At 72.8% G+C, this 26,802-nt stretch carries 20 protein-coding genes; 10 read left to right on the top strand and 10 right to left on the bottom strand.

All coding sequences use genetic code 11. The features are described from left to right. Positions 1 to 16: 16 nt before the first annotated feature. Entirely contained in the window at positions 17 to 1,414 is a 1,398-nt protein-coding gene (gene eccD, locus ACFW3L_RS03095) for a type VII secretion integral membrane protein EccD (protein ID WP_378735743.1), read from the bottom strand. 367 nt (positions 1,415 to 1,781) lie between these two features. Between eccD and eccCa the strand changes: the two genes are divergently transcribed. From eccCa to ACFW3L_RS03080, 3 genes are all read left to right on the top strand, one after another. After that, positions 1,782 to 5,732 (top strand): type VII secretion protein EccCa, encoded by a 3,951-nt coding sequence (eccCa, locus tag ACFW3L_RS03090; RefSeq protein ID WP_378736178.1) that lies wholly within the window; start codon positions 1,782 to 1,784, stop codon positions 5,730 to 5,732. Between the two features lie 71 nt (positions 5,733 to 5,803). After that, on the top strand, positions 5,804 to 6,979 hold the full coding sequence (locus ACFW3L_RS03085; protein ID WP_378735741.1) for a S8 family serine peptidase: 1,176 nt from the start codon (positions 5,804 to 5,806) through the stop codon (positions 6,977 to 6,979). Between the two features lie 146 nt (positions 6,980 to 7,125). Beyond that, on the top strand, positions 7,126 to 8,274 hold the full coding sequence (locus tag ACFW3L_RS03080; RefSeq protein ID WP_378735739.1) for a glycerol dehydrogenase: 1,149 nt from the start codon (positions 7,126 to 7,128) through the stop codon (positions 8,272 to 8,274). Between the two features lie 109 nt (positions 8,275 to 8,383). Here ACFW3L_RS03080 and ACFW3L_RS03075 read toward each other — a convergent pair whose 3' ends face one another. Continuing rightward, the gene (locus ACFW3L_RS03075) at positions 8,384 to 10,354 is read right to left on the bottom strand and encodes a M3 family metallopeptidase (protein WP_378735737.1); all 1,971 of its coding nucleotides are present in this window, start codon (positions 10,352 to 10,354) and stop codon (positions 8,384 to 8,386) included. A gap of 228 nt (positions 10,355 to 10,582) precedes the next feature. Here ACFW3L_RS03075 and ACFW3L_RS03070 point away from each other — a divergent pair, with 228 nt between their 5' ends. Continuing rightward, positions 10,583 to 12,373 (top strand): ABC transporter ATP-binding protein, encoded by a 1,791-nt coding sequence (locus ACFW3L_RS03070; protein WP_378735735.1) that lies wholly within the window; start codon positions 10,583 to 10,585, stop codon positions 12,371 to 12,373. Then, positions 12,370 to 14,121, top strand: a complete 1,752-nt coding sequence (locus ACFW3L_RS03065) for an ABC transporter ATP-binding protein (RefSeq protein WP_378735733.1) — start codon at positions 12,370 to 12,372, stop codon at positions 14,119 to 14,121. Before ACFW3L_RS03070 ends, ACFW3L_RS03065 begins: the two co-directional genes overlap by 4 nt. A 78-nt stretch (positions 14,122 to 14,199) precedes the next feature. Here ACFW3L_RS03065 and ACFW3L_RS03060 read toward each other — a convergent pair whose 3' ends face one another. From ACFW3L_RS03060 to ACFW3L_RS03040, 5 genes are all read right to left on the bottom strand, one after another. Further along, a complete protein-coding gene (locus tag ACFW3L_RS03060; RefSeq protein ID WP_378735731.1) occupies positions 14,200 to 14,613 on the bottom strand; it encodes a glyoxalase in 414 nt (137 codons plus the stop codon). 53 nt (positions 14,614 to 14,666) lie between these two features. Beyond that, complete coding sequence (locus tag ACFW3L_RS03055; protein WP_378735729.1) at positions 14,667 to 15,464, bottom strand: ABC transporter permease; 798 nt, start codon at positions 15,462 to 15,464, stop codon at positions 14,667 to 14,669. A 14-nt stretch (positions 15,465 to 15,478) separates the two neighbouring features. Next, complete coding sequence (locus ACFW3L_RS03050) at positions 15,479 to 16,258, bottom strand: ABC transporter permease (RefSeq protein WP_352387929.1); 780 nt, start codon at positions 16,256 to 16,258, stop codon at positions 15,479 to 15,481. After that, positions 16,255 to 17,205: an ATP-binding cassette domain-containing protein gene (locus tag ACFW3L_RS03045; RefSeq protein ID WP_378735726.1), complete on the bottom strand. Its 951-nt coding sequence runs from the start codon at positions 17,203 to 17,205 to the stop codon at positions 16,255 to 16,257. The genes ACFW3L_RS03050 and ACFW3L_RS03045 overlap by 4 nt, the downstream gene beginning before the upstream one ends. Positions 17,206 to 17,469: 264 nt before the next feature. Then, a complete protein-coding gene (locus ACFW3L_RS03040) occupies positions 17,470 to 18,036 on the bottom strand; it encodes a GNAT family N-acetyltransferase (RefSeq protein ID WP_378735724.1) in 567 nt (188 codons plus the stop codon). A gap of 138 nt (positions 18,037 to 18,174) precedes the next feature. On the opposite strand from ACFW3L_RS03040, the gene ACFW3L_RS03035 reads away from it, so the two are divergent. The 5 genes from ACFW3L_RS03035 to ACFW3L_RS03015 all read left to right on the top strand — a co-directional run bounded on the left by ACFW3L_RS03035 (position 18,175) and on the right by ACFW3L_RS03015 (position 22,614). Further along, a complete protein-coding gene (locus tag ACFW3L_RS03035) occupies positions 18,175 to 18,741 on the top strand; it encodes a DNA-3-methyladenine glycosylase I (protein WP_378735722.1) in 567 nt (188 codons plus the stop codon). A gap of 44 nt (positions 18,742 to 18,785) precedes the next feature. Then, positions 18,786 to 19,604 carry an NAD(P)H-binding protein gene (locus tag ACFW3L_RS03030; protein WP_378735720.1) on the top strand — a complete coding sequence of 273 codons (819 nt, stop codon included), beginning with the start codon at positions 18,786 to 18,788 and terminating at the stop codon, positions 19,602 to 19,604. A gap of 271 nt (positions 19,605 to 19,875) precedes the next feature. Further along, positions 19,876 to 20,853, top strand: a complete 978-nt coding sequence (locus tag ACFW3L_RS03025) for an ATP-binding cassette domain-containing protein (RefSeq protein WP_378735718.1) — start codon at positions 19,876 to 19,878, stop codon at positions 20,851 to 20,853. After that, entirely contained in the window at positions 20,850 to 21,698 is an 849-nt protein-coding gene (locus tag ACFW3L_RS03020) for an ABC transporter permease (RefSeq protein ID WP_378735714.1), read from the top strand. The genes ACFW3L_RS03025 and ACFW3L_RS03020 overlap by 4 nt, the downstream gene beginning before the upstream one ends. 100 nt (positions 21,699 to 21,798) lie before the next feature. Further along, positions 21,799 to 22,614, top strand: coding sequence for a TetR/AcrR family transcriptional regulator (locus ACFW3L_RS03015; RefSeq protein WP_378735712.1), 816 nt, complete (start codon positions 21,799 to 21,801; stop codon positions 22,612 to 22,614). Positions 22,615 to 22,704: 90 nt separating this feature from the next. On the opposite strand, the gene eda is transcribed toward ACFW3L_RS03015, so the two are convergent. From eda to zwf, 3 genes are all read right to left on the bottom strand, one after another. Further along, the gene (gene eda, locus ACFW3L_RS03010; RefSeq protein ID WP_378735710.1) at positions 22,705 to 23,343 is read right to left on the bottom strand and encodes a bifunctional 4-hydroxy-2-oxoglutarate aldolase/2-dehydro-3-deoxy-phosphogluconate aldolase; all 639 of its coding nucleotides are present in this window, start codon (positions 23,341 to 23,343) and stop codon (positions 22,705 to 22,707) included. A 68-nt stretch (positions 23,344 to 23,411) separates the two neighbouring features. Continuing rightward, a complete protein-coding gene (edd, locus tag ACFW3L_RS03005; RefSeq protein WP_378735708.1) occupies positions 23,412 to 25,268 on the bottom strand; it encodes a phosphogluconate dehydratase in 1,857 nt (618 codons plus the stop codon). Further along, positions 25,265 to 26,740, bottom strand: a complete 1,476-nt coding sequence (zwf, locus tag ACFW3L_RS03000) for a glucose-6-phosphate dehydrogenase (RefSeq protein ID WP_378735706.1) — start codon at positions 26,738 to 26,740, stop codon at positions 25,265 to 25,267. Before zwf ends, edd begins: the two co-directional genes overlap by 4 nt. Positions 26,741 to 26,802: the final 62 nt, after the last annotated feature.

The following is a 26,802-nucleotide window of genomic DNA, read 5'->3' as shown; positions in this document are numbered from 1 at the left end:
CGCCTTCCGCTACGCGTCATCCGCCGATCCCCCTCATCAACGCCAGCAGCCCGAGGTTCCCCGGGATCAGGCACACGAGGACGATGGCAGCGAGGCTCTGAATGAGTTCCCCCGCCCGGCCCCAGTGCGGGATGGGGCGGGTGCCCGGCACGGACCAGGCGGCGAGGAGCAGCCCGAGTGCCGCGACCAGCAGCAGGCCGAACAGCACCATGCGAGCGGTGTCACCGCCCACGAGGCCGCCTCCCACGGCCATCGCCACCAGCCCGTACACGCCGGAGGCCAACAGGCACACGCGGTGCCACACACCGCTGAGCCCCCGCGACTGGAGCAGCAGGATCAAGGCGACGCAGACGCCCGCGGTGGAGGCCAGTCCGCTCGGGTGGGCGGCCAGCACGGTCATCGAGACGGCGCACACCACGGCCACGATGGCGAGCAGGGCGCCGAGGTAGTGGTCGGCGCGCTTGGTGCGCGTGCGCACGTCGCGGGCCGGGTGGGGGTCGATGTACTCACCGAGCTGGCTGACGCCGTCGGGCAGCGGAGGCAGGCGCATGCCCGCCAGGCGGAAGGCCAGGGCCGGGGCGAACGAGCAGAGCAGCAGCACCAGGGCGGCGGCCGAGACGGCGACTCCGGGCGGCGGGGCGTTGTCCCAGAACATGAGCAGGGCGCCGGCGGCGGCGGTGAACAGGGCCGTGCCGATGATGGCGGTGAAGAACGGCAGGCAGGCGGCGACGGCGGCGATCGCCAGGACCGCCGCTCCGGTCGCCGTCGAGGCGCCCGAGAGCATCCGCGCCCCGATCAGGGCGTTGCTGGGGTCGCCGCCCGGCAGGGTGGATCCGGCGAAGGCCATGAACAGCACGGCGGAGCCTCCGGTGACGGCACCGGCGACGGGCGCGTCGAAGGCACGGGCGGCGGCCCCGGCCGCGAGCAGCAGAAGCAGCGCCGTGGCGGCGGCGGTGGTGCCGGCGATCCAGGTGGGGCCGAGCAGCATCAGCAGGGCGAGGGCTCCGGCGAAGCCCACCGCGGCGGTGCCGGTCAGCGTGCGCCTGGCGACGCGCGGCCCCCACCCGTCGGCGCGCTCGGACAGGGTGTCGGACACGCCGTCGACGAGGTCGTCGAAGTGGATCTCCGGCATCTGGTCCGCGCGTTCGCGCAGGTAGAGGGTCTCGCCGTCGGTGAGGCCGAGCGTCTCCGCGGTCTCGGACTCGTCCAGCGGGGGTGAGCCCAGTCGCTGGAGCACCCACCCTCCGTGTTCGAGTCCGCTCTCGTCGAGGTCCTCGTTCTCGTTCTCGGCGTAGAGCAGGAACGTGGGCAGCAGCTCGGCCAGCGGCAGGTCGCACGGAACGGCGATCTCGAAGGAGGCGTTGGGCGCGCGCACGACCAGGCGGCAGAGATCGGCGGAGACGACGTCCGACATCGGTCCTCCTCGCTGGACGACAGTGGCTGGGTCGGATTACGGGTGGGGGATAAAGACACCCGTGGAGGGGGAGAAGGGCCGGGCTGCGCCATTCCTCGGCGGAACACCCGGGGGCAGGGGCACGGCGCACCCGAACTGGAAATGCTGGGATAGAGTAGCATCACTTCCGGAATTCCGGTCATGACGTTTCGGAAAACTCTGGCTCGGAGATACCTTTGCTCATTTGAGCGCCCCGGCCCCGCCCCGGAGACCGAATCCGGCTCTGGGGTTCCTCCATTCGAGCCCGTCGGAATTACCCCCCGGTCGGTCCGCCCGGCGCCCCTGGTTCGAGAACCTTCTGACCAGGGGAAAGAGAAGGGACACGCTGATCAGCACCATCCTCGTCCGCAGGCCGGCGCGTCGACCCGGCCCCGAGCCGCCCGAGGGCGAGCTCTCCCTCCAGGAACCCCCGGTCCTCCCTGAGCAGGAGAACAGCATCTCGGGGGTCTTCATGTACCTGCCGATGGCGCTGAGCTCGCTCGCGATGGTGATGATGTTCATCCGGCCCGGCGGGGGCGGCGCCCTGGGCACTGCCATGCCCTTCATCGCGGGCGGCATGATGCTCGTCGGAGCGGTGGCGATGGTGGGCGGCCAGATCCTGCGCGTCCGGATCGAACGCAGCCGTCGGCTCTCCGGCGACCGCCGGGACTACCTGCGCTATCTCGGCCAGATGCGCGGCCGGGTGCGGGAGGTCGTGGTCGCCCAGCGTGAGGCCCGCGCGTGGAACGGACCCGACCCCGACGCCCTGTGGTCGCTGGTGCGTACGAGCAGGCTGTGGGAGCGGCGCGGGGCACACGACGACTTCGCGGAGATCCGGATCGGCGTGGGCGAGCAGCCCCTCCAGACGCGCATCGCCCCGCTGTCGACCAAGCCGGTGGAGGACCTGGAACCGCTCTGCGCGCACGCGCTGCGCCGTTTCATCAACGCCTACGGCACCGTCGCGGACTTGCCGGTCTCGCTTTATCTACGGGGATTCGCGCATCTGGGTCTGCGCGGTGAAACCGAAACCATCCGTGCAATGGTGCGCGCACTCGTGGGACAGGTCACAGTTTTTCACGCGCCGGACGAATTGCGTGTGGTCGCCTGTGTGAACGATGAGCGAATGGCGGACTGGGAATGGATGAAATGGCTCCCCCATTGCATGCACCCGACGGAGCGGGACGGTGCGGGGCCCGTCCGACTGATCGCCTCCGACGCCATTGAGCTGGAAAGACTCGTCGGTCCCGAGCTCGCGGACCGGCCGCCCTTCGACCCTCAGGCCGTGCCCGGGCGTGACGAGCCGTTCACCGTCATCATCGTCGACGGCGGATCCGTGCCGCAAGGTTCACGATTGCTCAGCGGAGGCTTTCGCAACGCGATCGTGATCGAAGTGGGCATCGAGCGCATGTGGGACGGGGCGCCTCACACACTCTCACTACGGGTCGAAAAGGATTCCATGGAGATGTGTGAGCTGGACCGTTCCGGGCGGGAATCCTTCTCCCACCTCGGTCGGCCCGACTCCCTGGACCTCCCCCGGGCCCGCTCCCTGGCCCGTATGATGGCCCCCTACCGCGTCAGCGTCGCCGCAGACGTGGTGGAACCGCTGACCACCGACTTCGACCTCACCACCCTGCTGGGCATCCCGAACCTGCACACCTGGGACGCCGCCCGCGAGTGGGAGCGCGAGCGCCCGGAGAGCCGCCTCCGGGTGCCCATCGGCATCGCGGCCTCGGGGGCTCCCCTGGAACTGGACCTCAAGGAGTCGGCGCTGGGCGGGATGGGCCCGCACGGGATGCTGATCGGCGCCACCGGTTCCGGCAAGAGCGAGCTGCTGCGCACGCTCGTGCTGTCCCTCGCGCTCACCCACTCCTCCGAGAAGCTCAACTTCGTCCTGGTGGACTTCAAGGGCGGCGCCACGTTCATCGGCCTGGACGGGCTGACCCACACCTCGGCGCTGATCACCAACCTGGCCGACGAGACCTCCCTCGTGGAACGCATGCAGGACGCCTTGCACGGCGAGCTGATCCGCCGCCAGGAACTCCTGCGCTCGGCGGGCAACTTCAGCTCGGTGCACGAGTACGAGAAGGGCCGCCGGAGCGACCCGACCATGGAGCCCATGCCCACGCTCTTCGTGATCGTGGACGAGTTCAGCGAGCTGCTCGCCGCCCACCGGGACTTCATGGAGCTGTTCGTCATGATCGGCCGTCTGGGCCGAAGCCTGGGCGTGCACCTGCTGCTGGCCTCCCAGCGGCTGGACGAGGGCCGCATGCACCAGTTGGAGAGCCACCTCTCCTACCGGATCGCGCTGCGCACGTTCTCCGCGATGGAGAGCCGCGGCGTGCTCGGTGTGGCCGACGCCCACCAGCTCCCCCCGGCACCGGGATCGGGCTACCTCAAGTCCGACACCGAGGAGCTGACGCGGTTCAAGGCCGCGTACGTCTCGGGCCCCTACCGCGCCAAGCGCCGCGCGGCCCGGGCGTCGACCGCCGCCCGCGAGATCACCCCGTTCCTGCCCGGGTACGTGGCCGGGCCGCCCGCCTCACCCGTGGAGCCCGAGCCGGAGCCGGTGGAGGAGTCGGACACGAGCCTGCTGGAGACCGCGCTGGAAGCGGTGCGCGACGTCGGTCCGCCCGCACGCCAGGTATGGCTGCCTCCCCTGGACCAGGCCCCCACCGTGGCGGAGATGCTGCGGTCGGCGGGCGCGACCTCGCTGCCCGCGTGGGGTGCCGAGCCGGTGCTGTCGGTGCCGGTGGGCCTGGTGGACCGCCCCTTCGAGCAGCTGCGCACCCCGCTCACCGCCGACCTGCGCGGCGCGGGCGGGCACACCGCCGTCATCGGTGGTCCGCAGAGCGGCAAGAGCACCCTCCTGGTCTCGCTGATCACCGCGCTGGCGCTCACCAACACCCCGGAGCAGGTGCAGTTCTACATCCTGGACTTCGGCGGCGGCACGCTGCGCGGAGTGGCGGACCTGCCGCACGTGGGCGGTATCTGCGGGCGCATGGACCTCGAACGCGTCACCCGTACCGTCGCGGAGATGACCGCGCTGCTGGGGCGCCGCGAGCAGTTCTTCGCGGAGCACGGCGTCGACTCGATCAGCGCCTACCGGCGGCGTCGGGCGGCCGGGGAGTTCTCCGACCAGCCCTACGGTGACGTGTTCCTGGTCATCGACGGCTGGGCCACGGTGCGCTCGGACATGATCGACCTCATCGCGGAGATCACGCAGATCGCCCAGCGCGGCCTCAACTACGGCATCCACCTGATCGTGGCCTCGCCGCGCTGGGCGGACGTGCAGTCGAGCCTGCGTGACCTGCTGGTCACCCGGTTCGAGCTGCGTCTGGGCGACGCGGTGGACTCCGCGATCAACATGCGCCAGGCCGAGAAGGTCCCCCGGATCCCCGGTCGCGGCCTGACCGCCGAGTACAAGCACTTCCTGTCCACCCTCCCCCAGATGGAGGAGGGGCCGGAGGCCTCCGTGGCCGGTGTCGTGGAGGCGGTCAGAGAGCGCTGGGACGGCCCGTCCGCTCCCCAGGTGCGGCTGCTGCCCCTGTCGCTTCCGGCGTCGGACCTGCCGCCCCCCGAGGACGGCCCGAAGATCGCGCTGGGTCTGGAGGAGCGCCGTCTGGAGCCGCTGTGGCACGACTTCTCGGTGCTGCCCCACATGCTGGTGGTGGGTGACAACGAGAGCGGCAAGACCAACCTGCTGCGCCTGGTCACCCGCACCATCCGGGAGCGGTACAGCGCCACCGAGGCACGCGTGGTCGTGGTGGACCCCCGACGCGGTCTGTTCAACGCGATCCCCGAGGAACAGCGCCTCGGCTACGCGGTGACCGGTGAGAGCGCCCGCGAGATGATGATGGCGGCGGCCGCGGCGCTCAAGCCCCGGCTGCCCGGCCCGGAGGTCACTCCGGAGCAGCTGCGCGAGCGCTCGTGGTGGACCGGGCCCGAGCTGTTCGTGGTCATCGACGACTACGACCTGCTGAGTTCCTCGGGTGGTGGCGGGCCCCTGTCCCCGCTCATGGAGATGCTGCCCCACGGCGCCGACATCGGGTTCCACCTGATCCTGGCGCGCGGCGCGGGTGGTTTCAGCCGTGCCATGGGCGAGCCCGCGCTGCGGATGCTCATCGACGCGAACACCCCCAGCATGGTGCTGTCCTGCCCGCCCTCCGAGGGCGTGCTGTTCGGATCGCTGCGCCCGCAGCGTCTGCCTCCGGGGCGTGCGCTGCGCTTCGACCGGCGCGACCCGGTCAAGGTGCAGTTGGCGCTCGACCCCGAGACCGAGGAGGCGGACGCCCGCGGCTGACGGGTGTCCGTGGAGTGGCCCTGACGATGAAGCGACCGCCGCGCGGTCGGTGGAGAGGAACGGGAGGCCCCGTGTCGAACGGAGCGGAACGGAAGCGGCTTCGGTTCGGGGCTGGGGTGTGTCTGACGGCCGCGCTGTTCCTGGTGGCGGCCGCGCCCGCGGCGGCGGACCAGGTCGCGCCCGCCCTGCCCCAGGTGGCACCCGAACTGGTGGGGGACGAGTGCGTGCCGTCCTCCGAGGAGACGGTGGACCAGGAGCTGTGGACCGAGAACGCCCTGGGCCTCCCCCGGGCGCGGTCCGCCTCCTCCGGGGCCGGAACGACCGTGGCCGTCGTGGGTTCGGCGGTGGACGACTCCTCCGCCGCCCTCAAGGGGGTGGTGGAGGGGGCCGGTGAGGACTGCACCGGGTTCGGGACCTTCCTGGCCGGGATCGTCGCCGCCCGGCCCCAGCCGGACAGCGGCCTCGTCGGGGTGGCCCCGGAGGCCCGCGTGCTGTCGGTGCCGGTCACGGACGACTGGGGCGGTGCCGACGCCGACGCGGTCGCGGAGGGGATCACCGACGCGGTCTTCGGCGGAGCGGACGTCGTGCTGGTGGGCGTCGCCGTCCCCCTGGGCAGTTCCGGGCTCGAAGCGGCGGTGGACACCGCCGTGGAGGAGGACGTCCTGGTGGTGGCGCCGTCCACGGCCATGGTCCAGCGGGACGCCTACGCGGCGGTTCCGGCGACCCGGAGCGAGGTGCTGGGGGTGACGGCGACCGGTACGGAGGGCGCGCCGCTGATGCCGCCGCCCGCCACGGCGGACGGTCGTATCTCGGCGCCCGACCTCAGCGCGCCCGGCCAGTCCGTGATGAGTCTGGCGCCGGGCGGGGACGGGCACGCGGTCGCGGAGGGGGACGCGGTCGCGGCGGCGTTCGTGGCCGGTGTGGCCGCCCTGGTGCGCTCCCACGATCCCGGGCTGAGCGCGGCGCAGACCGCCGAGCGCCTCGTGCTGTCGGCCTACCCGGACGCCGGCGCCGCCTTCGGGACGGGGTTCCTGGACCCGGTGGGGGCGCTGACCAGACAGATGGGGCCGCGCTCGGGGGACGCGGTCGAGGCCGAGCAGTTCGCCCTGGACCTGCCGAGGGAGCCCACGCGCGGTCGTGTCATGGCCGTGGTCGGCGGCACCGCCCTCCTGGTGACGATCTGCGCGGTCGGGGCGGCCGCCGTACGCCGTCGCAGGGCCAAGGCCGAGGCCGCCGCGACAGCCTGAGACCGCCGCGCCCGCGCCCCGACCCGGGTGGGGGCGCGTCCGGTGGTGTGGGGCAAAGAACAGGGCAACCTGTGGTGCGGGACGTTTGGGTGGCCCGTCCACCGGCCAGGCCGGGAGGAGAACCACCAACCACAGGGGGAACTCCCATGGCCCAGAACACTCCGTCCCTGCGCGTCTTCGCCTCACCCGGCCGCTACGTCCAGGGCCGGGGCGCGATGGAGCGGCTCGGCTCACTGGTCGGAGGCGTGGGAAGCAGGCCGCTGGTCCTCACCGACGACGTCGTGCGGGGGCTGGTCGGCGCGACACTGGAGCGCTCCTTCGCGGAGGCCGGGGTGCCGCTGACCTTCGAGCGGTTCGGGGGTGTACCCACCAGGACCGAGTCCGAGCGGGTCGGTGAGGTCATCCGGTCACAGGACCACGACGTGATCGTCGGTCTGGGCGGCGGCGCCGCGATCGACGCCGCGAAGGCCGCGGGCGCCAACGCCGGAGTCCCCTGGGTGAGCGCCGCCACGGTGGCCTCCACCGACGCCCCGACCTCCGCCCTCTCCGTGGTCTACACCGAGAAGGGCGCCTTCGAGTCCTACCGCTTCTACGACCGCAACCCGGCCCTGGTGGTGGTCGACACCCAACTGGTGGCCCAGGCTCCCACGCGGTTCCTGGCCGCCGGGGTGGGCGACGCCCTGGCCACCTGGATCGAGGCCCGGGCCCTGCGCGGCACCGACGCCACGAACATGGTGGAGGGACGTCCCACCCGCGCGGGCACCGCCCTGGCCCGGCTCTCCTGGGACATCCTGTGGGAGTCCGCGCTCCCGGCGCTGGACGCCGTGGACCACGACCTGGTCACCCCGGACGTGGAGGCGGTGGTGGAGGCGACCACGCTGCTCTCCGGCCTCGGGTTCGAGTCGGGCGGCCTCGCCGCCGCGCACGCGGTGCACGACGGCCTCACGGCGGTCGACGAGACCCACCACCTCGCGCACGGCGAGAAGGTCAACATCGGTTCCCTCACCCAGCTGCTGCTGGAGGGCGCGCCCACCTCCGAGGTGGAGGAGTTCGCGGAGTTCACCGCCAGGGCGGGTCTGCCCACCACCCTGACCGAGGCCGGGCTGGGGAAGGCCGACGACGCGCTGCTGGACCGGGTGGTCGCGGCCGCGACGGCCCCGGAGGAGACCATCCACAACCTGCCGTTCACCCCCTCGCACCGGGACGTCCGGGACGCGCTGCGCGCGGTGGAGGGGGTCGGCCGCCGGGTGCGGAGGCGCGCCGGTCTGGGTGAGCCCCGCGCGCCGAAGGGCTGAGCCCGGCCCCCGCGACCCGCCGTCGAGCGGGCCGCGGGGGGACACCCCGGCTCGGGCCCCGCCGGTACGGGCCGGGGTGCTTCGGGCCTCCCGGCTCCGGCCCTGCTGCCTAGTTCAGGCCCTTGCGGGTGAGGAGGGGGCCCATCCCGGGCTCGCGGCCGAGGAAGTCGGTGACCGCCTCCATCGGGTCGACGCTCCCGCCCCGGGACAGCACCTTCTCCCGGAAGCTGTCGCCGCCCGCGCGGGTGAGCCCGCCGTGCTCCTTGAACCACTCGACGCTCTCGGCGTCCAGCACCTCGCTCCACACGTAGGAGTAGTAGCCCGCGCTGTAGCCGTCGTCGGAGAAGATGTGCTGGAAGTACGCGCTCCGGTACCGGGGACGCACCAGCGGGTGCAGTACACCGGCCGTTTCCAGGGCACGCGCCTCGAAGGCCGCCGGGTCCTCGACGGTCTCGCCGGGGGCCAGGCGGTGCCAGGCCCAGTCGAGCAGCGCGGCGCCCAGGTACTCGAAGGTGCCGAAGCCCTGGTTGAACTGGCTGGCGGCGGTCAGCCGCTCCACGAGTTCGGCGGGCACCGGCTCACCGGTCTCGTGGTGCCGCGCGTAGTGGGACAGGACCTCCGGCCACAGCGCCCACATCTCGTTGACCTGTGACGGGAACTCCACGAAGTCACGCGGCACGCTGGTGCCCTCGACCCGGGGGAACCGGACCGCGGACAGCAGGCCGTGCAGGGCGTGGCCGAACTCGTGGAAGGCCGTCTCCACCTCGTCGAACGTGAGCAGGGTGGGCCCGGAGACGGGCTTGGCGACGTTGAGGTTGTTGACCACCACCGGCCGCTCGTCCAGCAGGTACGACTGGTCGACCAGGTTGTGCATCCACGCGCCGCCGCGCTTGGTCGGGCGCGCGTACGGGTCCAGCAGGAACAGGCCCAGCGGGGTCCCGTCGCCGTCGAACACCTCCCACGTGCGCATGTCGGGGTGGTAGCCCGCGAGGTCCGGGCGCTCGGTGAACGTGACGCCGTAGAGCAGGGTCGCCGCGTGGAGGACGCCGTCCTCGATCACCCGGCCGAGCTCGAAGTAGGGCCGCAGCACGCTCTCGTCGAAGTCGTAGCGGGCCTTGCGGACCTGCTCCGTGTAGTACGGCCAGTCCCACGGCTCGATCTCGTGCCCGGCGTGCTCGGCGAGCACCCCGGCCTCCTTCTCGACGTTGCGCAGGGCCGGGCCGACCAGCTGGCCGAGCCGCTCCTCGACCGCCTCGACGGTCTTCGCCGTCTGGTCCGCGACCTTGTAGGCGGCGTGGTCGGGGTAGCCCAGCAGCCGGGCGCGCTCGGCGCGCAGCTCGGCCATGCGGGCGCCGATCTCCAGGTTCTCCGGGGCCCGCTCGGCGCTGAGGGTGTACAGGCGCTCGCGGGTGGCCCGGTTGGTGAGCTGGGCCAGCGCGGGCTGCACAGTGGTGTTCAGCAGCGGGAGGACGTACTCGTCGCCCTGCCTGATCGCGCTGATCCGGGCCTCGTCCAGGCCGTCGAGGTCGGAGACGTCGGTGGTGACCAGGGCGGACTCGCCGGTGGCGCGGACGACGTTGCGGGAGAACTCGGTGCCGAGCTCGGCCAGGCGCGCGTTGAGCTCGCGCAGCCGCTCCTGCTCCTCCTCACCGAGGTCGGCCCCGGCGTTGACGAAGTCGAGGCGGTACCGCTCCAGCAGCCAGGCCTCCTGCGGGTCGTCCGTGCTGACCTGCTGGATGCGCGCCCACAGGTCGCGGTTGAGGGAGATGGCGTCCCGGTGCCGGGTGGCGCGGGGTGCGACCTGCTTCTCGATCTCACGGATGCCGTCGGTGGCGTCGGAGCTGGTCAGCGTGTTGAGCACGACCTCCACCCGCCGGAGGGTCGCACCGGAGCGCTCCAGGGCGGCGATGGTGTTGTCGAAGGTCGCGGGCTCCGGGTCACGGGCGATCGCGTCGACCTCGGCGAGGTGTTCGGCCACGCCCTGTTCGAAGGCGGGCAGGAAGTGCTCCTCGCGGATCGCCGCGAAGTCGGGAAGACGGTAGGGCAGTTCGCTGGGGGACAGGAACGGGTTGACGGTCAAGGGGTGGTGCTCCTCGGTTCTTGAGGGTGGACGCTCGTGCCGTTCTACCCTGCCGCCGAGCGCCTGTCACCCCCTTACCCAGGGCTGACGGCCCGTCACCGGGTCCGGGTCCCGCGCTGTTCTGGGGCGGGTCCGGCCTGGGCCGCGCGGGCGCCTCGGGGCCTCGTCCCGCGCAGGTCCCCGCCCCCTGGTTGGATGGTCGTGACCCAGCGCACACGGAGGTGTCAGTTGACCGAGACCACGGGTGTCCCCGGCCCCTGGGGGACTCGCCCGCTCCTCCGCTCGGCCCTTCCGCCCACCGGTGATCCCGACCTGCGGGGCCCCCTCCACTACGTGTGGTGGCTGATCGCCTCCCAGCCGTGGCGGGTGCTGCGGGGCTCCTTCTACGGCACCCTGTGGATGCTCGGGCTGGTGTTCCCGCCCTATCTGCTCGCCCGCGCCATCGACGACGGCCTGCGCGCCGAGGACTCACACGCCCTCGTCCTGTGGGCCGGGATCGCCGCGGTCGCGGCCGTGGCCACCGCGACCGTGTCGATCCTGCGACACCGGACGATGTCCCTGGTCAGGACGGACGCCGCGCACCGGACCATGCGCGTGCTCACCCGTCACTCCACGGTGCTGGGCGCGTCCCTGTCCCGCCGGGTCTCCTCGGGTGAGCTCTCCACGGTGCAGGCCTCGGACGTCCTGCGGATCGCCAACATCCTCACCCTGACCGGACCCGGGGTGGGATCGGTCGTGGCCTACGCGGGCGTCTCGGTCCTGCTGTTCACCATCTCGCCGCTGCTCGCCGTCATCGTCGTGCTGGGAGTCCCGGTGCTGGCCGCGGTGGTCGGCCCGCTGATGGGGCGGCTGCACGGCCACCAGACGGTCTACCGCGAGCACCAGGGGCGCACCACCGCGCTGGCCGCCGACATCGTGTCCGGCCTGCGGGTGCTGTGCGGGATCGGCGGCAGGGAGCACTTCGCCCGCCGCTACGAGGACCGGTCCAGGGAGCTGCTGCACCAGGGCTACCGGGTCAGCGAGACCACCAGCTGGTTCCACGCGGTCAGCGCCTGCCTGCCGGTGGTCTTCCTCGGGGCGGTCACCTGGGTGGCCGCGCGTCTGGCGGTGGACGGGCAGATCACCGTGGGCGAGACCGTCGCCGTCTACGCCTACGTCGCCATCCTCATCCTGCCGGTGTTCTTCCTCATCGAGGGGGCCAGCGCCGTGATCGAGGGCCTGGTGTCCGTGCGCCGGACCCTCCGCCTGCTCACCCTCGACCCCCCGCCCACCGGCAGCGGCCGGGACCTGCCCGGCCCTGAGGAGGGCGCGGAGCTGGTCGAACCCGTCTCCGGGGTGCGTGTCCCACCGGGCCTGACCACCGCCCTCGTCTCCGCCGACACCGGGGCCGCGGACGTCGTTGACCGGCTCGGCCGCTACACGGCCTCCGACACCCGGTGGGGCGGGATCCCGCTGCGCGACGTGGAGATCGGGGAGGTGCGCCGACGCGTCCTGGTGTCCGACAACGAGTCCTACCTGTTCGCCGGGGCGCTGCGCGAGGTCCTGGACCCGCACGGCGACCACACGGACGCCGAGATCGGGACCGCCCTGCACGTGGCGGGCGCCGACGACGTGGTCACCTCGATGCCGGACGGGCTCGACTCCGCCGTCGAGCCGCAGGGCCGCAACCTCTCCGGCGGGCAGCGCCAGCGGGTCCGACTGGCCCGGGCCCTGCTCTTCGACCCCGAGGTGCTGCTGCTGGTCGAACCCACCTCCGCCGTGGACGCGCACACCGAGTCGACCATCGCCGAGCGGCTGCACGAGGCACGGTCGGGCCGCACCACCGTGGTCGCGGGCACCTCGCCGCTCCTGCTGGACCGGGCGGACCTGGTGGTCCTGCTCGTGGACGGGCGGGTCACGGCGGTCGGCACCCACGGGGAGCTGCTCGACCGACCGGACTACCGGACGCTGGTCTTCCGTGGGGCCTCCGACGACGAGAACGGCCGGGGCGGCGCCGACGACGAAGGGACCCCTCGATGAACCACGCACTCCCGGTGGCGGACCGCGCCCAGGTCCGCCGGGATGCCCTCCTGCTGCTGCGCGCGGAGCGCGGGCGGGTGGTCCGGGTGGTCCTGCTGACCTGTCTGGCCACCGGCGCCGGGCTGGTCGGCCCGTATCTCCTGGGCCGGATCGTCGACAGGGTTCAGGCGGGTACCGCCACCCTGGGGACGGTGGACCTGCTCGCCGCCGGCGTGCTCGCGGCCGCCTTCGTGCAGCTCCTGCTCACCCGGTACGCGCGCCGAGCCGTCTACCGGTTCGGGGAGGACGTCCTGCGGCGCCTGCGTGAGGACTTCGTGGGACGTGTGCTGTCCCTGCCGACCCGGGTGGTGGAGCGCTCGGGCACCGGCGACCTCACCACGCGCGTCTCCGCCGACGTGGGGAACGTGGGCGCCAGCCTGCGCGGGGCTCTGCCGGAGATCAGCATGGGCCTGCTCCAGATCCTGGTGCTGGTGGCCGCGATCACCTGGCTGCACCCGCTGCTGGGGCTGTGCGCGCTGCTCGGCTTCCCCCTGGTGTGGCCCGCCGCTCGCTGGTACCTGAGGCGTTCCCGCGAGACCTACCTGGCCGAGGGGACGGCCCTCTCCACCGCGTTGGAGGGCACCACCGCCACCGCCGAGGGCGGTCGCACCGTGGAGGCCCTGAGCGTCCAGGCGGACCGCCGTGGGGTGACCGACCGGGACGTCGGCGTCCTGTACCGGGCCCGCCGGGGCAGTCTGCGGCTGCGGTCGGTGCTGTTCCCCGTCGCGGAATCGGTCTTCGTGCTGCCCGTCTCCGTCACCCTGCTGGTGGGCGGAGCCCTGTACCTGGACGGCGGGATCGGCCTCGGCACCCTGGTGACCTGCCTGTTGTACGTGCAGCAGATGGTGGACCCGATGATCGGCGTCACCCAGCGGCTCGAGGAGCTCCAGCGCGCCGGGGCGTCGTTCGCCCGGCTGAGGGGCGTGCAGCGGCTGCCGGAGGAGTCGTCGGACGGGGGTCGGCTTCCGGCGGACGACCGGATCGAACTGTCCGGTGTCCGCTACGCTTACGTGCCCGGCCACGACGTGCTGCGCGGGATCGACCTCAGCGTGCGCCCCGGGGAACGGCTGGCCGTGGTGGGGCCGTCCGGGGCGGGTAAGACGACCCTCGGCCGTCTGCTGTCGGGGGCGGACGCGCCGGGCTCCGGGCACGTGTCGCTGGGCGGGGTGCCCGTCTCCGAGCTCTCCCCTGGGGTGCTGCGCGAACGGATCGTCCTGGTCAACCAGGAACACCACGTGTTCACCGGAACCCTGCGGGAGAACCTGGCGATCGCCGCCGCCGAGGGCGCCGACGTGGACGACGCCGCCCTGGCGCGCGCCCTCGACGCCGTGGACGCCGACTGGGCGCGAGAGCTCCCGGACGGCCTGGACACCCGGGTGGGTTCGGGCGGCGAGGCCCTGTCCCCGGCCCGGGCCCAGCAGGTGGCGCTGGCCCGCGTGGTGCTGCTGGATCCGCACACGGTGGTGCTGGACGAGGCCACCTCCCTGCTGGACCCGAGGACGGCGCGGCACACGGAGCGGTCGCTGGCGGCGGTACTGGAGGGCCGGACCGTGATCGCGATCGCGCACCGGCTGCACACCGCGCACGACGCCGACCGGGTGGCCGTGGTCGTGGACGGGCGCGTCACCGAGCTGGGCTCGCACGACGAGCTCATCGCGGCGGGCGGAGCCTACGCCGCCCTGTGGAGCTCCTGGCACGGCACCGACTGACCGCCGTACCCCTCCCCGGCCCGCGCACCTTGGGCGGGGCGGGTTCGGGACGGTGGCCTCGGCGGCACCACGGCCGGATCAGGCCGGGGTGAGGAACTCCAGCCGGTTGCCGTGGTTGTCGAAGGTGTGGAAGCGCCGGTGGCCCGGGAGGTTTTCGTCCCAGGTGATCGCGTATCCGGCCGAGGTGATCCGCTCCGCGAGGGTGTCGAGCTCCCGGACGAGGATGCCGGGGTGGGCCTTGCGCTGGGGGGTGAAGTCCTCTTCCACTCCCAGGTGGATCTCCAGACCGTCCGCGCGGACCCACAGGCCCCCGCGCGCGGCCAGGGCCGGGGGCTTGGCGACCTCGACGAAGCCGAGGACGTCCACGTAGTAGGACCGGCACGCGTCCTCACCGCCCGGGGGCAGGCAGATCAGGACGTGGTGCAGGCCGAAGCCGAACCCGGTGGAGGTGTCCGGAGCCGTGTCCCGGGGGTCGGGGTGGGAGTCAGCCATACTGTCGCGTCTCTCTTGGGGGAACGGGTCGGGAGGATCACCGGGAGGGGCTCTCAGTCGAGGATCCCGTTCCCGGTACGGGCCCGCGCGAAGATCTGGCGGAAGGCCAGCATCGCGAGGGACAGCCAGCAGGCGGCGGCCAGGAGCATCAGCCCCACGGAGGCCAGGACGGTCACCGCCGGGGCGCCCGCCTCGACCGCCCGCACGGCGGCCAGCCCGTGGGTGACCGGGAGGGTCTGGGCCACCCACTGGAGCGGGGCGGGCCAGAACGAGACCGGTACCATCGCGCCGCAGATCGCCGTCACGCTCACCGTCGTCACGGTGCTGATCACGTTGCGGGCCTCGGAGAAGACCAGCGCGGCGGAGGCGACGAGCAGCGTCATGCAGTAGGTGGACAGGCAGGTCAGGATGACGATCCCGACCAGCAGGGGGACCTGCCACCACGTCCAGCCGATACCGAAGAACGGCGGGACGGCCAGCAGGGCGATCGAGGTGGTCACCATCGCGGAGACCGGCATCTCCAGGCTGCGACCGAAGTAGTGCGGGCCGGGTTCGACCGGTGACGCCGCCAGCAGCCCCATCGTGCCCGCCTGGCGGTCCCAGCAGGTGGAGGCCACCGCCAACATCGCCTCGGCCACGCAGAGGGTCAGCGCGGCGCCCAGGACGACGTAGCGGGTGTACTCCGGATCCCCGACGAGCGCGCCGACCGCGCTGTAGAAGACCACCTGGGACAGCAGCCGGACAAGCCAGCCGAACAACCAGGTCCGCCACGTGTAGAAGGCGTGGAAGTCGGCTCGGGCGATGACCGCGCTGTGGAGCACCGTGCGCGCGGCCCGAACGGGCGAGATCACCGTTCTTCCCCTCATCAGACGCGGGCCAGGGTGCCCTCGGCGCGGGCGCGCCGGAGGAAGCGGACGAGCGTGTACGAGCCCACCGCCAGGGCGAGCGCCCCCAGGGCCAGGACGGTGAGCAGACGGAGCGCGACCGCCTCGACCGGCGCGGGCGTCAGTGAGTCGCGGAACAGGTCGGCGGCCCAGGACAGGTACAGCACCCGGCTCACGCCCTCGACCCAGCCGGGGTAGAGCGCCACCGGCACCATCACCCCGGCCAGCAGGAACATGGGCATGGACAGGGTGTTCTGCACGATCCTGGCGTTGGGCGTGGCGAGGAACAGGGCCGAGAGCGCGCTGGCCGTGGCGGCGGTGCCCAGCGCGGTGGCCACCATGGCCAGGAGGAACACCACCGGATGGTGGACGGTGATCCAGTGGCCGAAGCCCAGTCCCGCCACCAGGACCGCCAGGGCGAAGGCGGGCAGCGAGACGAGCATCGCCCCGCACAGGCGCCCGAAGACCAGGGACGGCAGGGCGACCGGGGAGGCCACCAGCGGCTCCAGTCGGCCGTTCTCCCGGTCCTCGCTGATCATCTCGCCGGAGAACATCAGGGCGGCGGTCCACAGGGACATCAGGGTGGGGGCCACCACGGCGTAGGCGGCGAGGTCGGACCGGCCGGAGTACAGGACCATCGACATCAGCACCGCCGTGGTGAACGGGGTCCCGACCAGGGTGAAGTAGGTGTCGGCGCTGCGGGACATGGCCCGGGTCTGGAACCCGAAGCCCAGGGCGAAGGAGATCGGCAGCCGCCTCACCGGTCCACCGCCATCCCCCGGTCGCCCACCAGGTGCAGGTACACCTCTTCCAGGGTGGGGCGACTCAGGGAGACGTCGCGGATCTCGGCGTCGACCAGCGCGCGCTGGACCGCCAGCGTGGCCCGCGGGGTCTCGGTCTCCACCCGGGTCAGCCCGTCCTCGGTTCCGGTCACCGACACCACGCCCGGCAGGGCGCCCAACCGCTGCCGGAGCGGTTCGGGGACCCCGCGCGCGTCCACGCGTTCGTAGGCGGAGACCAGGTCACCGACGGTCTCCGGGGTCTCGGTCATCACCAGTGCGCCCTGATCGATGAGGGAGACCCGGTCGCTGAGCGCCGCCGCCTCGGCCATGTCGTGCGTGGTCAGCAGGATGGTGGTGCCGCCGCTGCGCAGCTCCCCCACCAGGGTGCGGAAGTCGCGTGCGGCCACCGGGTCCATGCCCACGGTGGGCTCGTCCAGGATGAGCACCCCGGGGTCGGAGACCAGCCCTCGGGCCAGGTGGAGCCGCTGCTTCATGCCCCGGGAGAACCCGCCGACCCGGTCCCTGGCGCGGTCCGCCAGGCCCACGCGTTCGAGGAGTTCCTCGACCCTGCGGCGGCGCCGGGCCCCGCTCAGCCCGTAGACCGAGGCCCAGAAGGTGAGGTTCTGCCGTGCGGTGAGCCGGTCGTAGGCGCCCTTGTCCCCGCCGAAGACGATCCCCAGGGAGCTCTTGACCCGTGCGGTGCCGGTGACGACGTCGTGTCCGAGGACCCGGACGGTTCCGGAGGTGGGGAGCAGGACCGTGGAGATGATCTTGCACAGCGTGGTCTTGCCCGCGCCGTTGGGGCCGAGGAGCCCGTGCACCTCGCCTTCGGGGACCTCCAGGTCGATCCCGCGCAGCGCCTCCAGGGGGTCACGCCCCTTGCGCTGGTAGACGCGCCTGAGACCGCTGATGTCGAGGGCACTCACGTGCTGACTCCTCCGTGGGGGTGGGGGCGGGATCGGAGCGGGCAGCCGTGGGCAGGGGCGCGCCGTGGGGGAAGGGCACGGGTCAGACGGTAGCCGAGGACGCCTCCCCGGGGTCCGACCGGGGCTCGCGGCGCGCGCCTCAGCACGTCGCGGCAGGCCCCGTGTCCACGGTCGGGCCGGTGCGGAGACGTACCCGAGAGCGCCGGTCCGCCGTTCGACCGGGCCTCACGTGAGGGCGCCCCGGGTCGTCGCGGTCGGGGTCCCCTAAGGAGCGGGGTCCGGGCGCGGGGACGGACGTTCGTGGATGAGCTCCAGGCCGTCGATGTCGTCCCACTGCTCGCCCACGTGCTCGAAGCCGAACCCGGCGATGGTGGCGTTCGAGGCCGCGTTGTCCGGCCGGATCGAGGCCCGCACCACGGCGACCTCCGGCTCCGCGTCGGCCCGGCGGAGCAGTTCGGTCAGGATGGCCCGCGCGTAGCCCCGGCGCCGCAGCTCCGGCACCACGGAGTACCCGATCTCGACCATCCGGCGCTCGTCCGGCGGCCCGTGGAACCCGGCGTGGCCCACCGCCACTCCGTGCTCGTCGTCCACGACCACGCTGGTCAGCCACCCGGCGCGGCTGGGCACGGCCTGGATCTGACCGAGGCGGTAGCGGCTCAGCCAGCGCATCTCCTCGGTGGCGAAGTGCTCACCGAGCTCGACGCCCACGTGGGCGCTGGCGGTCACCGTGTCCCCCTCCGCGAGCGCGGCGAGCACGGGCTCGGTCATCTCCACCAGCCGCACCGTGGGGGCGGTGGAACGGGGCGGCGGGGAACTCGGCGCGTCTGTCACCCCTCCATCCTTTCCCGGCCGCACGGTCCGCACAACGTGTTTCCCCTTTCCCCTGCCTCTGAGCACCGGTTTCGCACCGACCGTCACCGGTCTCCGCGACGATGGGAGCCCGTCCGCACACCGCTTCGAGGAGCACCCATGACCGACCTCCACCGCTGCGCCTGGGCCCGGAACGCCTCCGAGCTCATGACCGAGTACCACGACCACGAGTGGGGGCGGCCCTCACACGACGACACCTACCTCTTCGAGATGCTCGTCCTGGAGGGCGCCCAGGCCGGTCTCTCGTGGTCGACGGTGCTGAACAAGCGGGAGAACTACCGGAACGCCATGGACGGCTTCGACGTCGAGCGGATCGCGGCCTACGGACCGGCCGAGACGGACCGGCTCCTCGCCGACCCCGGCATCGTCCGCAACCGTCTCAAGGTCGCCTCCGCCGTGCGCAACGCCCAGGCCTTCCTGCGGGTCCGCGAGGAGTTCGGCGGCTTCGACCCCTATCTCTGGGGGTGGGTCGAGGGCACGCCGGTGGTCAACGACTGGACCGTCCCGGAGGAGGTGCCGGTGACCACCGCCCTGTCCGACCGGCTCAGCCGGGACCTCAGGAAGCGCGGCTTCAACTTCGTGGGCAGCACCATCGTGTACTCCTACCTCCAGGCGACCGGAGTGGTCGACGACCACCTCCGGGGCTGCCCGGCCAAGCCCGCCTGATCCTTACCGTACGCTGTACTGTACGCACTACGGAAGGATGCGCCTTGACCTTTCTCATCGCCGGAGCCACCGGCACCGTCGGCCGCGAGATCGTCCGGCAGCTCGTCGCCGCCGGACACCCCGTGCGCGCGCTCACCCGCGACCCCGAACGCGCCCGCGTGACCGAGGGCGCCGAGGCGGTCCGGGGGGACCTCACCGACCCCGACTCCCTCATGCCGCACCTCACGGGGGTCGAGGGCCTGCACCTCATCACCTTCGGCGGAGACGACTACGCGCCGCTGGAGACCGGGCCGCGCCTGGTCGAACTGGCCGTGGACGCGGGCGTGCGCCGGGTGACGGTGCTGTCCGACTTCCACGAGGGCGGCGTCCAGGAGGCCCTGCGCGCGAGCGCGCTCGCCTGGACCTTCCTCGACCCGGTCGAGTTCATGTCCAACCTGCTCTCGCACGCCGAGGAGATCCGCAGCGAGGGCCTGATGCGGGTGTCCCGCGACCAGCCGAGCGCCATGGTGCACGAGGCCGACATCGCCTCGGTGGCGGTCAGCGCCCTCACCGAGGACGGCCACGGCGGACGGTCGTACCCGATCAGCGGTCCGGAGGCCCTGACCCCCGCCGAGCAGGCCGAGCGGCTCTCCACCGCGATCGGCAGGGAGGTCGCGCTGGTCCGCCTCGGCCCGGACGAGACCGCCCGGCGCCTGCGCGCCGAGGGACACGACGAGGAGTACGTGGCCTTCGCCCTGGACCTCGCGGCCAACCCCCCGGAGGTCGGTGGGCAGGTCCAGGACACCGTCCTCCGTGTCACCGGCCGGCCAGGCCGCACCCTGGCCCAGTGGGCCGCCGAGCACGCGGAGGAGTTCACCGCGTAGCACACCCGAGAGCACCGACCGGGCCTGACACCCGCCCCCACCAGGCGGGCGCCTCCTTCCCCGGCCCGTCGGGCCCGCTCCGCCTCCCGGGCGACCCCGTTCACGAACGTGCCACACGAGCCTGGCCCCCGCCAGGACCCAGGAACACCGCATCCACCTGGGAGGACGCATGCCCCCAAGAAAACCTTAGGCCATAAGGAATTAATCGGTCCCGGCCGGGCGTTCCCTCTCCGTACGCCGTACTGTACGGCGTACGGAGAGAAGGGAACCCATGGCTTCCACAGCACGTCCCGCCGTCAGCGCGCGGGGGATCGGCCGCAGGTTCGGGACCGCGTGGGCCCTGCGCGGGTTCGACCTGGAGGTCGAGCGGGGCAGCGTCCACGGACTCCTCGGACCGAACGGAGCCGGTAAGTCCACGGCCGTCCGGGTGCTCACCACCCTGATCCGCGTGCACGAGGGCACCGCCGAGGTCGCCGGACACGACGTGGCCACCCAGGGCGCCCAGGTCCGGCGACGGATCGGTCTGGTCGGCCAGAACGCCGCCGTGGACGAGATCCTCAGCGGCCGTCAGAACCTGGAGCTCTTCGGCCGCCTCCACCACCTGGGCGCGCGCGCCGCCACCCGCCGGGCCGACGAGCTCCTGGAGCGCTTCGGCCTGTCCGACACCGGGAGGCGCCCGGTCGGCACCTACTCGGGCGGGATGCGCCGCAGGCTCGACCTGGCCGCCGGGATGGTCCTGAGCCCTCCGGTGATGTTCCTCGACGAACCCACCGTCGGCCTCGACCCGCGCGGCCGGGACGAGGTCTGGTCCGCCGTGCGTGACCTGGTCGGCACCGGCACCACCGTCCTGCTGACCACCCAGTACCTGGAGGAGGCCGACCGGCTCGCGGACCGGATCTCGGTGATCGACACCGGCCGCGTGATCGCGGAGGGCACACCCACCGAACTGAAGGCGAGGATCGGCGGCGACCGGATCGACGTGGTCGTGCGCGACGAGGGCGTCCTGGCCGAGGCCGCCGCCCTGGTGGAACGGGCCACCGGGCACACCGTGACCACCAGCCCGGAGGAGCGGCGGCTCAGCACCGAGGTGGACGATCGCGCGGCCTCCCTGACCAGGGCCGTGCGCGCCCTGGACGAGGGCGGCGTGGCCGTGGCCGACGTGGTCCTGCGCGCCCCGAGCCTCGACGAGGTCTTCCTGCACCTGACCGCCCCCGCACAGCGGGACACCACCACGGAGGTCCAGCGATGAACGACACCGCGCGCACCCCCGCCCCGCACGTCGAAGCGACACCTCTCGGCCCCCTGTCACGCCTGGGATGGGCTGCCGTTGACGGATGGACGGTGGCGCGACGCGACGTCCTCCACTGGTGGCGCCAGCCGTGGGAGCTGCTCTTCGGGCTGCTCTTCCCCGTCCTCATGGTGCTGATGTTCGTGTACCTGCTCGGCGGCGCCATGTCCGTGCCCGGCGGTGGTGACCACACCGAACACCTCATGCCCGGCATGTTCGCGATGGTCATGGTGTTCGGCCTCGGGGAGACCGTCACCGCCGTGACCACCGACGCCACCCGGGGGATCACCGACCGGTTCCGGTCGATGCCCATGGCCGCGTCCGCCGTCGTGGTCGGACGCTGCCTCGCGGACATGCTCAGGTCCACGATCACCCTGACCGTGCTGGTCGGGTTCGGAGCACTCGTGGGCTGGCAGTGGCACGGGAGCACGGGCGCCGCCCTCGCCGGGTTCGGGCTGCTGCTCCTGCTGCGGTTCGCCCTGGTGTGGGTGGGGATCCACGTCGGCCTGGTGATGCGCGGTCAGGGCGGGATCGCCGTCATCCAGACCCTGGAGTTCCCGATCGGCTTCCTGTCCAACGCGTTCGTGGCCACCGCGACCATGCCGGTGTGGCTGGGCACGGTCGCGGACTGGAACCCGATGTCGTCCACGGTGGCCGCCGCGCGCCAGCTGTTCGGCAACCCGACCGTGGCCGGGGAGTCCTGGATCGCGCAGAACCCGCTGCTGATGGCGGTGGTCTGGCCGCTGGTGCTGGTCCCGGTGTTCGCGCCGCTGTCCGTGCACCGGTACCGCTCCCTGGGCGGCTGACTCCGCCCCCGCCCCCGCGTCCCCTCCGGCGCGCGGGGGCGGGGTTCCACGGACGTACACTGACCCGTACGCCCTACGGACCCAGTACCAGGACGGACCGATGTCCCCGCAGAACAGCAAGAGTGGCGATCCCGCGCGCAGCCTGGCCCTGCTGTGGCGCACCCAGGAACCCGCGAGCCGCCGCAGGGGGAAACCGGGGCTGAGCGTCGACCGGATCGTGGTCGCCGCCACCGAACTGGCCGACGCCGAGGGGCTCGACGCGCTGTCCATGCGCCGGGTCGCGGAGGCTCTGGACGTGGGCACGATGTCCCTGTACACCTACGTCCCCGGCAAGGGCGAGCTCATCGACCTCATGGTGGACGCGGCCTACGCCGACCTGGACACCGGCGACCGGTCCGGCACCTGGCGGGAGCGCCTGCACCGGATCGCGCACGCCAACCGCGACCTCTACATCCGCCACCCGTGGATGCTCCAGACCGTCACCACGCGCCTGCTCGGCCCGAACCTCATCGCCAAGTACGACCACGAGCTCTCCGCCGTGGACGGTCTGGGGCTGAGCGACGTCGAGATGGACTCCACGGTCAGCCTGGTCAACGGCTACGTGGAGAGCACGGCGCGGCAGACCGTCAACTCCGAGTGGCTGACGCGGGACTCGGGCATGGACGACCAGCAGTGGTGGCGGACCGCCGACCCCCTGCTGGCCGCACTGGCCGACGAGTCCCAGCACCCGACCGCCGCCCGGGTGGGCGTGTCGGTCGGCACCACCCACCGGGCGCTCTACGCGGCGGACCACGAGTTCACCTTCGGCCTGGAGCGGGTCCTGGACGGCGTGCAGGTCCTGGTCGACGCCCGCTCCGGTACCGACCAGGTCGGGATGCGTGGGGGCCGCGCCGGTGGCGACGGAGCCGTCACCTGAGCGGCCACTCCCCCGCTGTGCGCTGCCACGCGAGCCGCGCGGCCTCGCACAGCGGGGTTCGCACCGGGGTCGGCCGTCCGGGCCTCCGCCTCAGCGCTCCAGCGCCGCGGCCGCCCGCGCGAGCTCGGTGACCTCGTCCCAGCGGCCCTCACCGACCAGCGCGGCGGGGGTCAGCCAGCTCCCGCCCACGCAGCCCACGTTCGGCAGCGCGAGGTAGCCCTGGGCGCTCCGCGCGGTGATGCCGCCGGTGGGGCAGAACCGGACCTGCGGCAGCGGACCGGTGAGCGACTTCAGGAAGGCCGTCCCGCCGGAGGCCTCGGCCGGGAAGAACTTGAGCTCGGTCAGCCCGAGCTCCAGCAGGGCCATCGCCTCCGACACCGTCGCCACCCCCGGCAGGGCGGGCAGTCCGGTGTCGGCCATCTCCCGGGCGAGGGCCGGGGTGCACCCGGGGCTGACGAGGAAGCGCGCGCCCGCCTGGGCGGCGGCGCGGGCCTGCTCGCCGTTGACGACGGTCCCGGCGCCCACCACGGCCTCCGGCACCTCCTGGGCGACGCGCTCGATGGCGTCCAGGGCCGCCGGGGTCCTGAGGGTGACCTCGATGCCGGGCAGGCCGCCCGCCACCAGGGCGCGCGCGAGCGGCACAGCCTGGTCCGCGTCCTCGACCACCACCACGGGCATCACCGGTGCGAGGTCGAGCACGTCCGCACCTGAGCGGGGGATCGTCGTCATGGCTGTCTCCAAGTGGTCAGTGGGTACCGATGGTGAGAGTGGGCGGCGGACCCGGGGCCCGTCCGGGCTCAGTGGCCGAAGACCCCGGCACCGGTCTCGGCCGGGCCGACCGCCCCGCGCAGGGCGGCGAACAGTTCGCGTCCGGTCCCGGCGGAGGAGTCCACCGTGGGCCGGGCGTCCTCGCGCCCGTCGAGGTCGGCCAGGACCTCCAGTGTGCCCCGGACCGCGTCCAACCGGATGGTGTCGCCGTCCCGGACCCTGGCCAGCGGGCCGCCCGCCTCCGCCTCGGGCGAGACGTGGATGGCGGCGGGCACCTTGCCCGAGGCCCCGGACATGCGCCCGTCGGTGACCAGCGCGACCTTCTGCCCCCGGTCCTGGAGGACGGCCAGCGGCGGGGTCAGCTTGTGCAGTTCCGGCATGCCGTTGGCGCGCGGCCCCTGGAAGCGGACCACCGCGACGAAGTCCCCGGTGAGCTCACCGGCGGCGAAGGCCGTCTGGAGTTCGGCCTGGTCCGCGAAGACCCGCGCGGGGGCCTCCACGACGTGCCGCTCGGACGCCACGGCGGACACCTTGATCACGGCGCGGCCGAGGTTGCCCTCCAGCATCCGCAGTCCGCCGTCGGGGGCGAAGGGGTCGTCGGCCGGTCGCAGCACGGTCGTGTCCGCGCTCTCAGTGGGTCCGTCCACCCAGGTCAGCTCGCCGCCCTCGGTCAGTTCGGGCACCCGCCGGTAGTGGTCCAGGCCCGGTCCGGCGAGGGTGCGGACGTCCTCGTGCAGGAGCCCGGCGTCCAGCAGGGTACCGATGAGGAAGGCCATGCCACCCACCTCGTGGAAGCGGTTCACGTCGGCGGCGCCGTTGGGGTACATGCGGGTGAGCAGCGGCACGGCCTCGGAGAGCGCGGCGAAGTCGTCCCAGGTCAGCTGGATCCCGGCCGCGCGGGCGATGGCGACCAGGTGCAGCGTGTGGTTGCTGGAGCCGCCGGTGGCCAGCAGCGCGACCACCGCGTTGACGACGGCCTTCTCGTCGATCTGCTCACCGACCGGGGTGTGGTGCTCGGTCAGGGCCGTCAGTCCCAGCACACGGCGTCCGGACTCGGCGGTCAGGGCCTCGCGCAGCGGGGTACCGGGCTGCTCGAAGCTGGCCCCGGGCAGGTGCAGGCCCATGACCTCCATGAGCATCTGGTTGGAGTTGGCGGTGCCGTAGAAGGTGCAGGTGCCCGGTGAGTGGTAGGCGGCGGACTCGGCTTGGAGCAGCTCCGTGCGGCCGACCCTGCCCTCGGCGAACTTCTGGCGGACCCGGGCCTTCTCCTTGTTGGGCAGACCGGAGTGCATGGGGCCGGCGGGGACGAACGCCACCGGGAGGTGCCCGAAGGAGAGGGCGCCGATGAGCAGGCCGGGCACGATCTTGTCGCACACGCCGAGCATGAGGGCGCCGTCGAACATGTCGTGGGAGAGCGCGACGGCGGCGGACATCGCGATGACGTCCCGGCTGAACAGGGACAGTTCCATCCCCGCCCGGCCCTGGGTGATGCCGTCGCACATGGCGGGCACCCCGCCCGCGAACTGGGCGACGCCGCCCGCCTCCGCGACCGCCTTCTTGATGACGGCCGGGTAGGTCTCCAGCGGCTGGTGGGCGGAGAGCATGTCGTTGTAGGCGGAGACGATCGCCAGGTTGGGGGTGACGTCCCCGGCCAGGGAGAGCTTGTCACCGACCCCGCAGGCCGCGAAGCCGTGCGCGAGGTTGGCGCAGCCCAGGGAGGTGCGGGCCGGGCCCTGACCGACCGCCTCGCGGACACGGGCCAGGTAGGCGGAGCGGGTCGGGGCGCTGCGCTCGGTCAGTCGCCGGGTGACCTCGTCGATCACCGGGTGGACGGCGGCGGGCGTCCCGGTGCCGGGGGTCGCGGTGCCGGGGTTGTGCGCGGTCATGCCTGCTCCTCTTCGTGCCACGTGTTGCCGGAACGGCCGATGAGCCGCTGCGCTCCTGCGGGACCGGAGCTTCCGGCGGGGTAGGTCTCGGGGGGTGAGCCGAGGCCGTTCCAGGCCTCGATGACGGGGTCCACCCACCGCCACGCGGCCTCGACCTCGTCGCGGCGCATGAAGAGGGTGGAGTCCCCGGCCAACACGTCCGTCAGCAGCCGCTCGTAGGCCTCGGGAGAGCGGGTGGCGAAGGTGTCGGCGAAGCTGAGCTCCAGCGGGACCGGCCGCAGCCGCAGCGCACCGGCGCCGGGCGTCTTGGCCAGCATGGTCAGGTGTATGCCCTCGTCCGGCTGGAGGCGGATGACGAGGCTGCCCGCTCCCGAGGCGGTGGCCCCGGGGAAGATCGTGTGCGGGACGTCGCGGAAGCGGATCACGATCTCCGAGCGGGCGCGCTCCATGCGTTTGCCCGTGCGCAGGTAGAAGGGGACGCCCGCCCACCGCCAGTTGGCGACCTCGGCGCGCAGGGCCACGAAGGTCTCGGTGTCGCTGGTCGCCGGGCCGCCCGCCTCGTCCAGGTAGCCGAGGACCTCCTCGCCCTGGACGGTCCCCCGCGTGTACTGGCCGCGCACGGTGTGCTCGGAGACCCGGTCGCCCGTGATCGGTCTCAGGGACTGGAGGACCTTGAGCTTCTCGTCCCGGACGGCGTCGCGGTCGTAGCTGGCCGGGGGCTCCATGGCGGTGAGGCAGAGCAGCTGGAGCAGGTGGTTCTGCACCATGTCGCGCATGGCGCCGGAGGAGTCGTAGTAGCCGCGCCGCCCGCCCACGCCCACGGTCTCGGCGGCGGTGATCTGCACGTGGTCGATCCACCGGGCGTTCCACAGGGGTTCGAGGAAGACGTTGGCGAACCGCAGGACGAGCAGGTTCTGCACCGTCTCCTTCCCCAGGTAGTGGTCGATCCGGTAGGTGCGGGACTCCTCGAAGACCGCTCCCACCTCGTCGTTGACCGCCTGGGCCGAGGCGAGGTCGCAGCCGAGCGGCTTCTCCATGACGACGCGGGACTCGGGGGTGACCAGGCCCGCGTCCCGGAGCCCCCGGCAGATGGCCCCGGAGATCATCGGCGGCACGGCGAGGTAGAAGACGCGGTCGCGGCCGGGGGTGAGGGCGGCGGCGAGGTCGGTCCAGCCGGAGGGGTCCCCGCCGACGTCGACGGTCACGTGGGAGATGCGGCCGAGGAAGCGCCGCAGGACGTCGGGCTCGACGACCTGGACGGCGCTGTGGCCCCGGACGGCGGAGGAGGCCTTGTCGCGCAGGTCGGCGTCGGTGAGCCCGTCCCGCGAGACCGCGACGACCCGGGTGTCCCCGCCCAGGTGGCCGTCGCGGTCGAGGAGGTAGAGGGAGGGGAGGAGTTTACGCATCGACAGGTCACCGGTTCCGCCGAAGACCACCAGGTCGGTGGGGCTGGGCGCGGGCTGCTGCGGCATTCGTGGGGCTCCTGCGGGAGGGGGACGTGCGAGGGGTGGGGCGGGGGTGGGGGGAGGAGACT

The organism is Nocardiopsis sp. NPDC058789 (assembly GCF_042745575.1).
Classification (GTDB): Bacteria; Actinomycetota; Actinomycetes; order Streptosporangiales; family Streptosporangiaceae; genus Nocardiopsis; species Nocardiopsis eucommiae.
The sequence above is the reverse complement of the archived record's forward strand: the minus strand, read 5'-3'. Positions and strand labels throughout refer to the sequence as shown.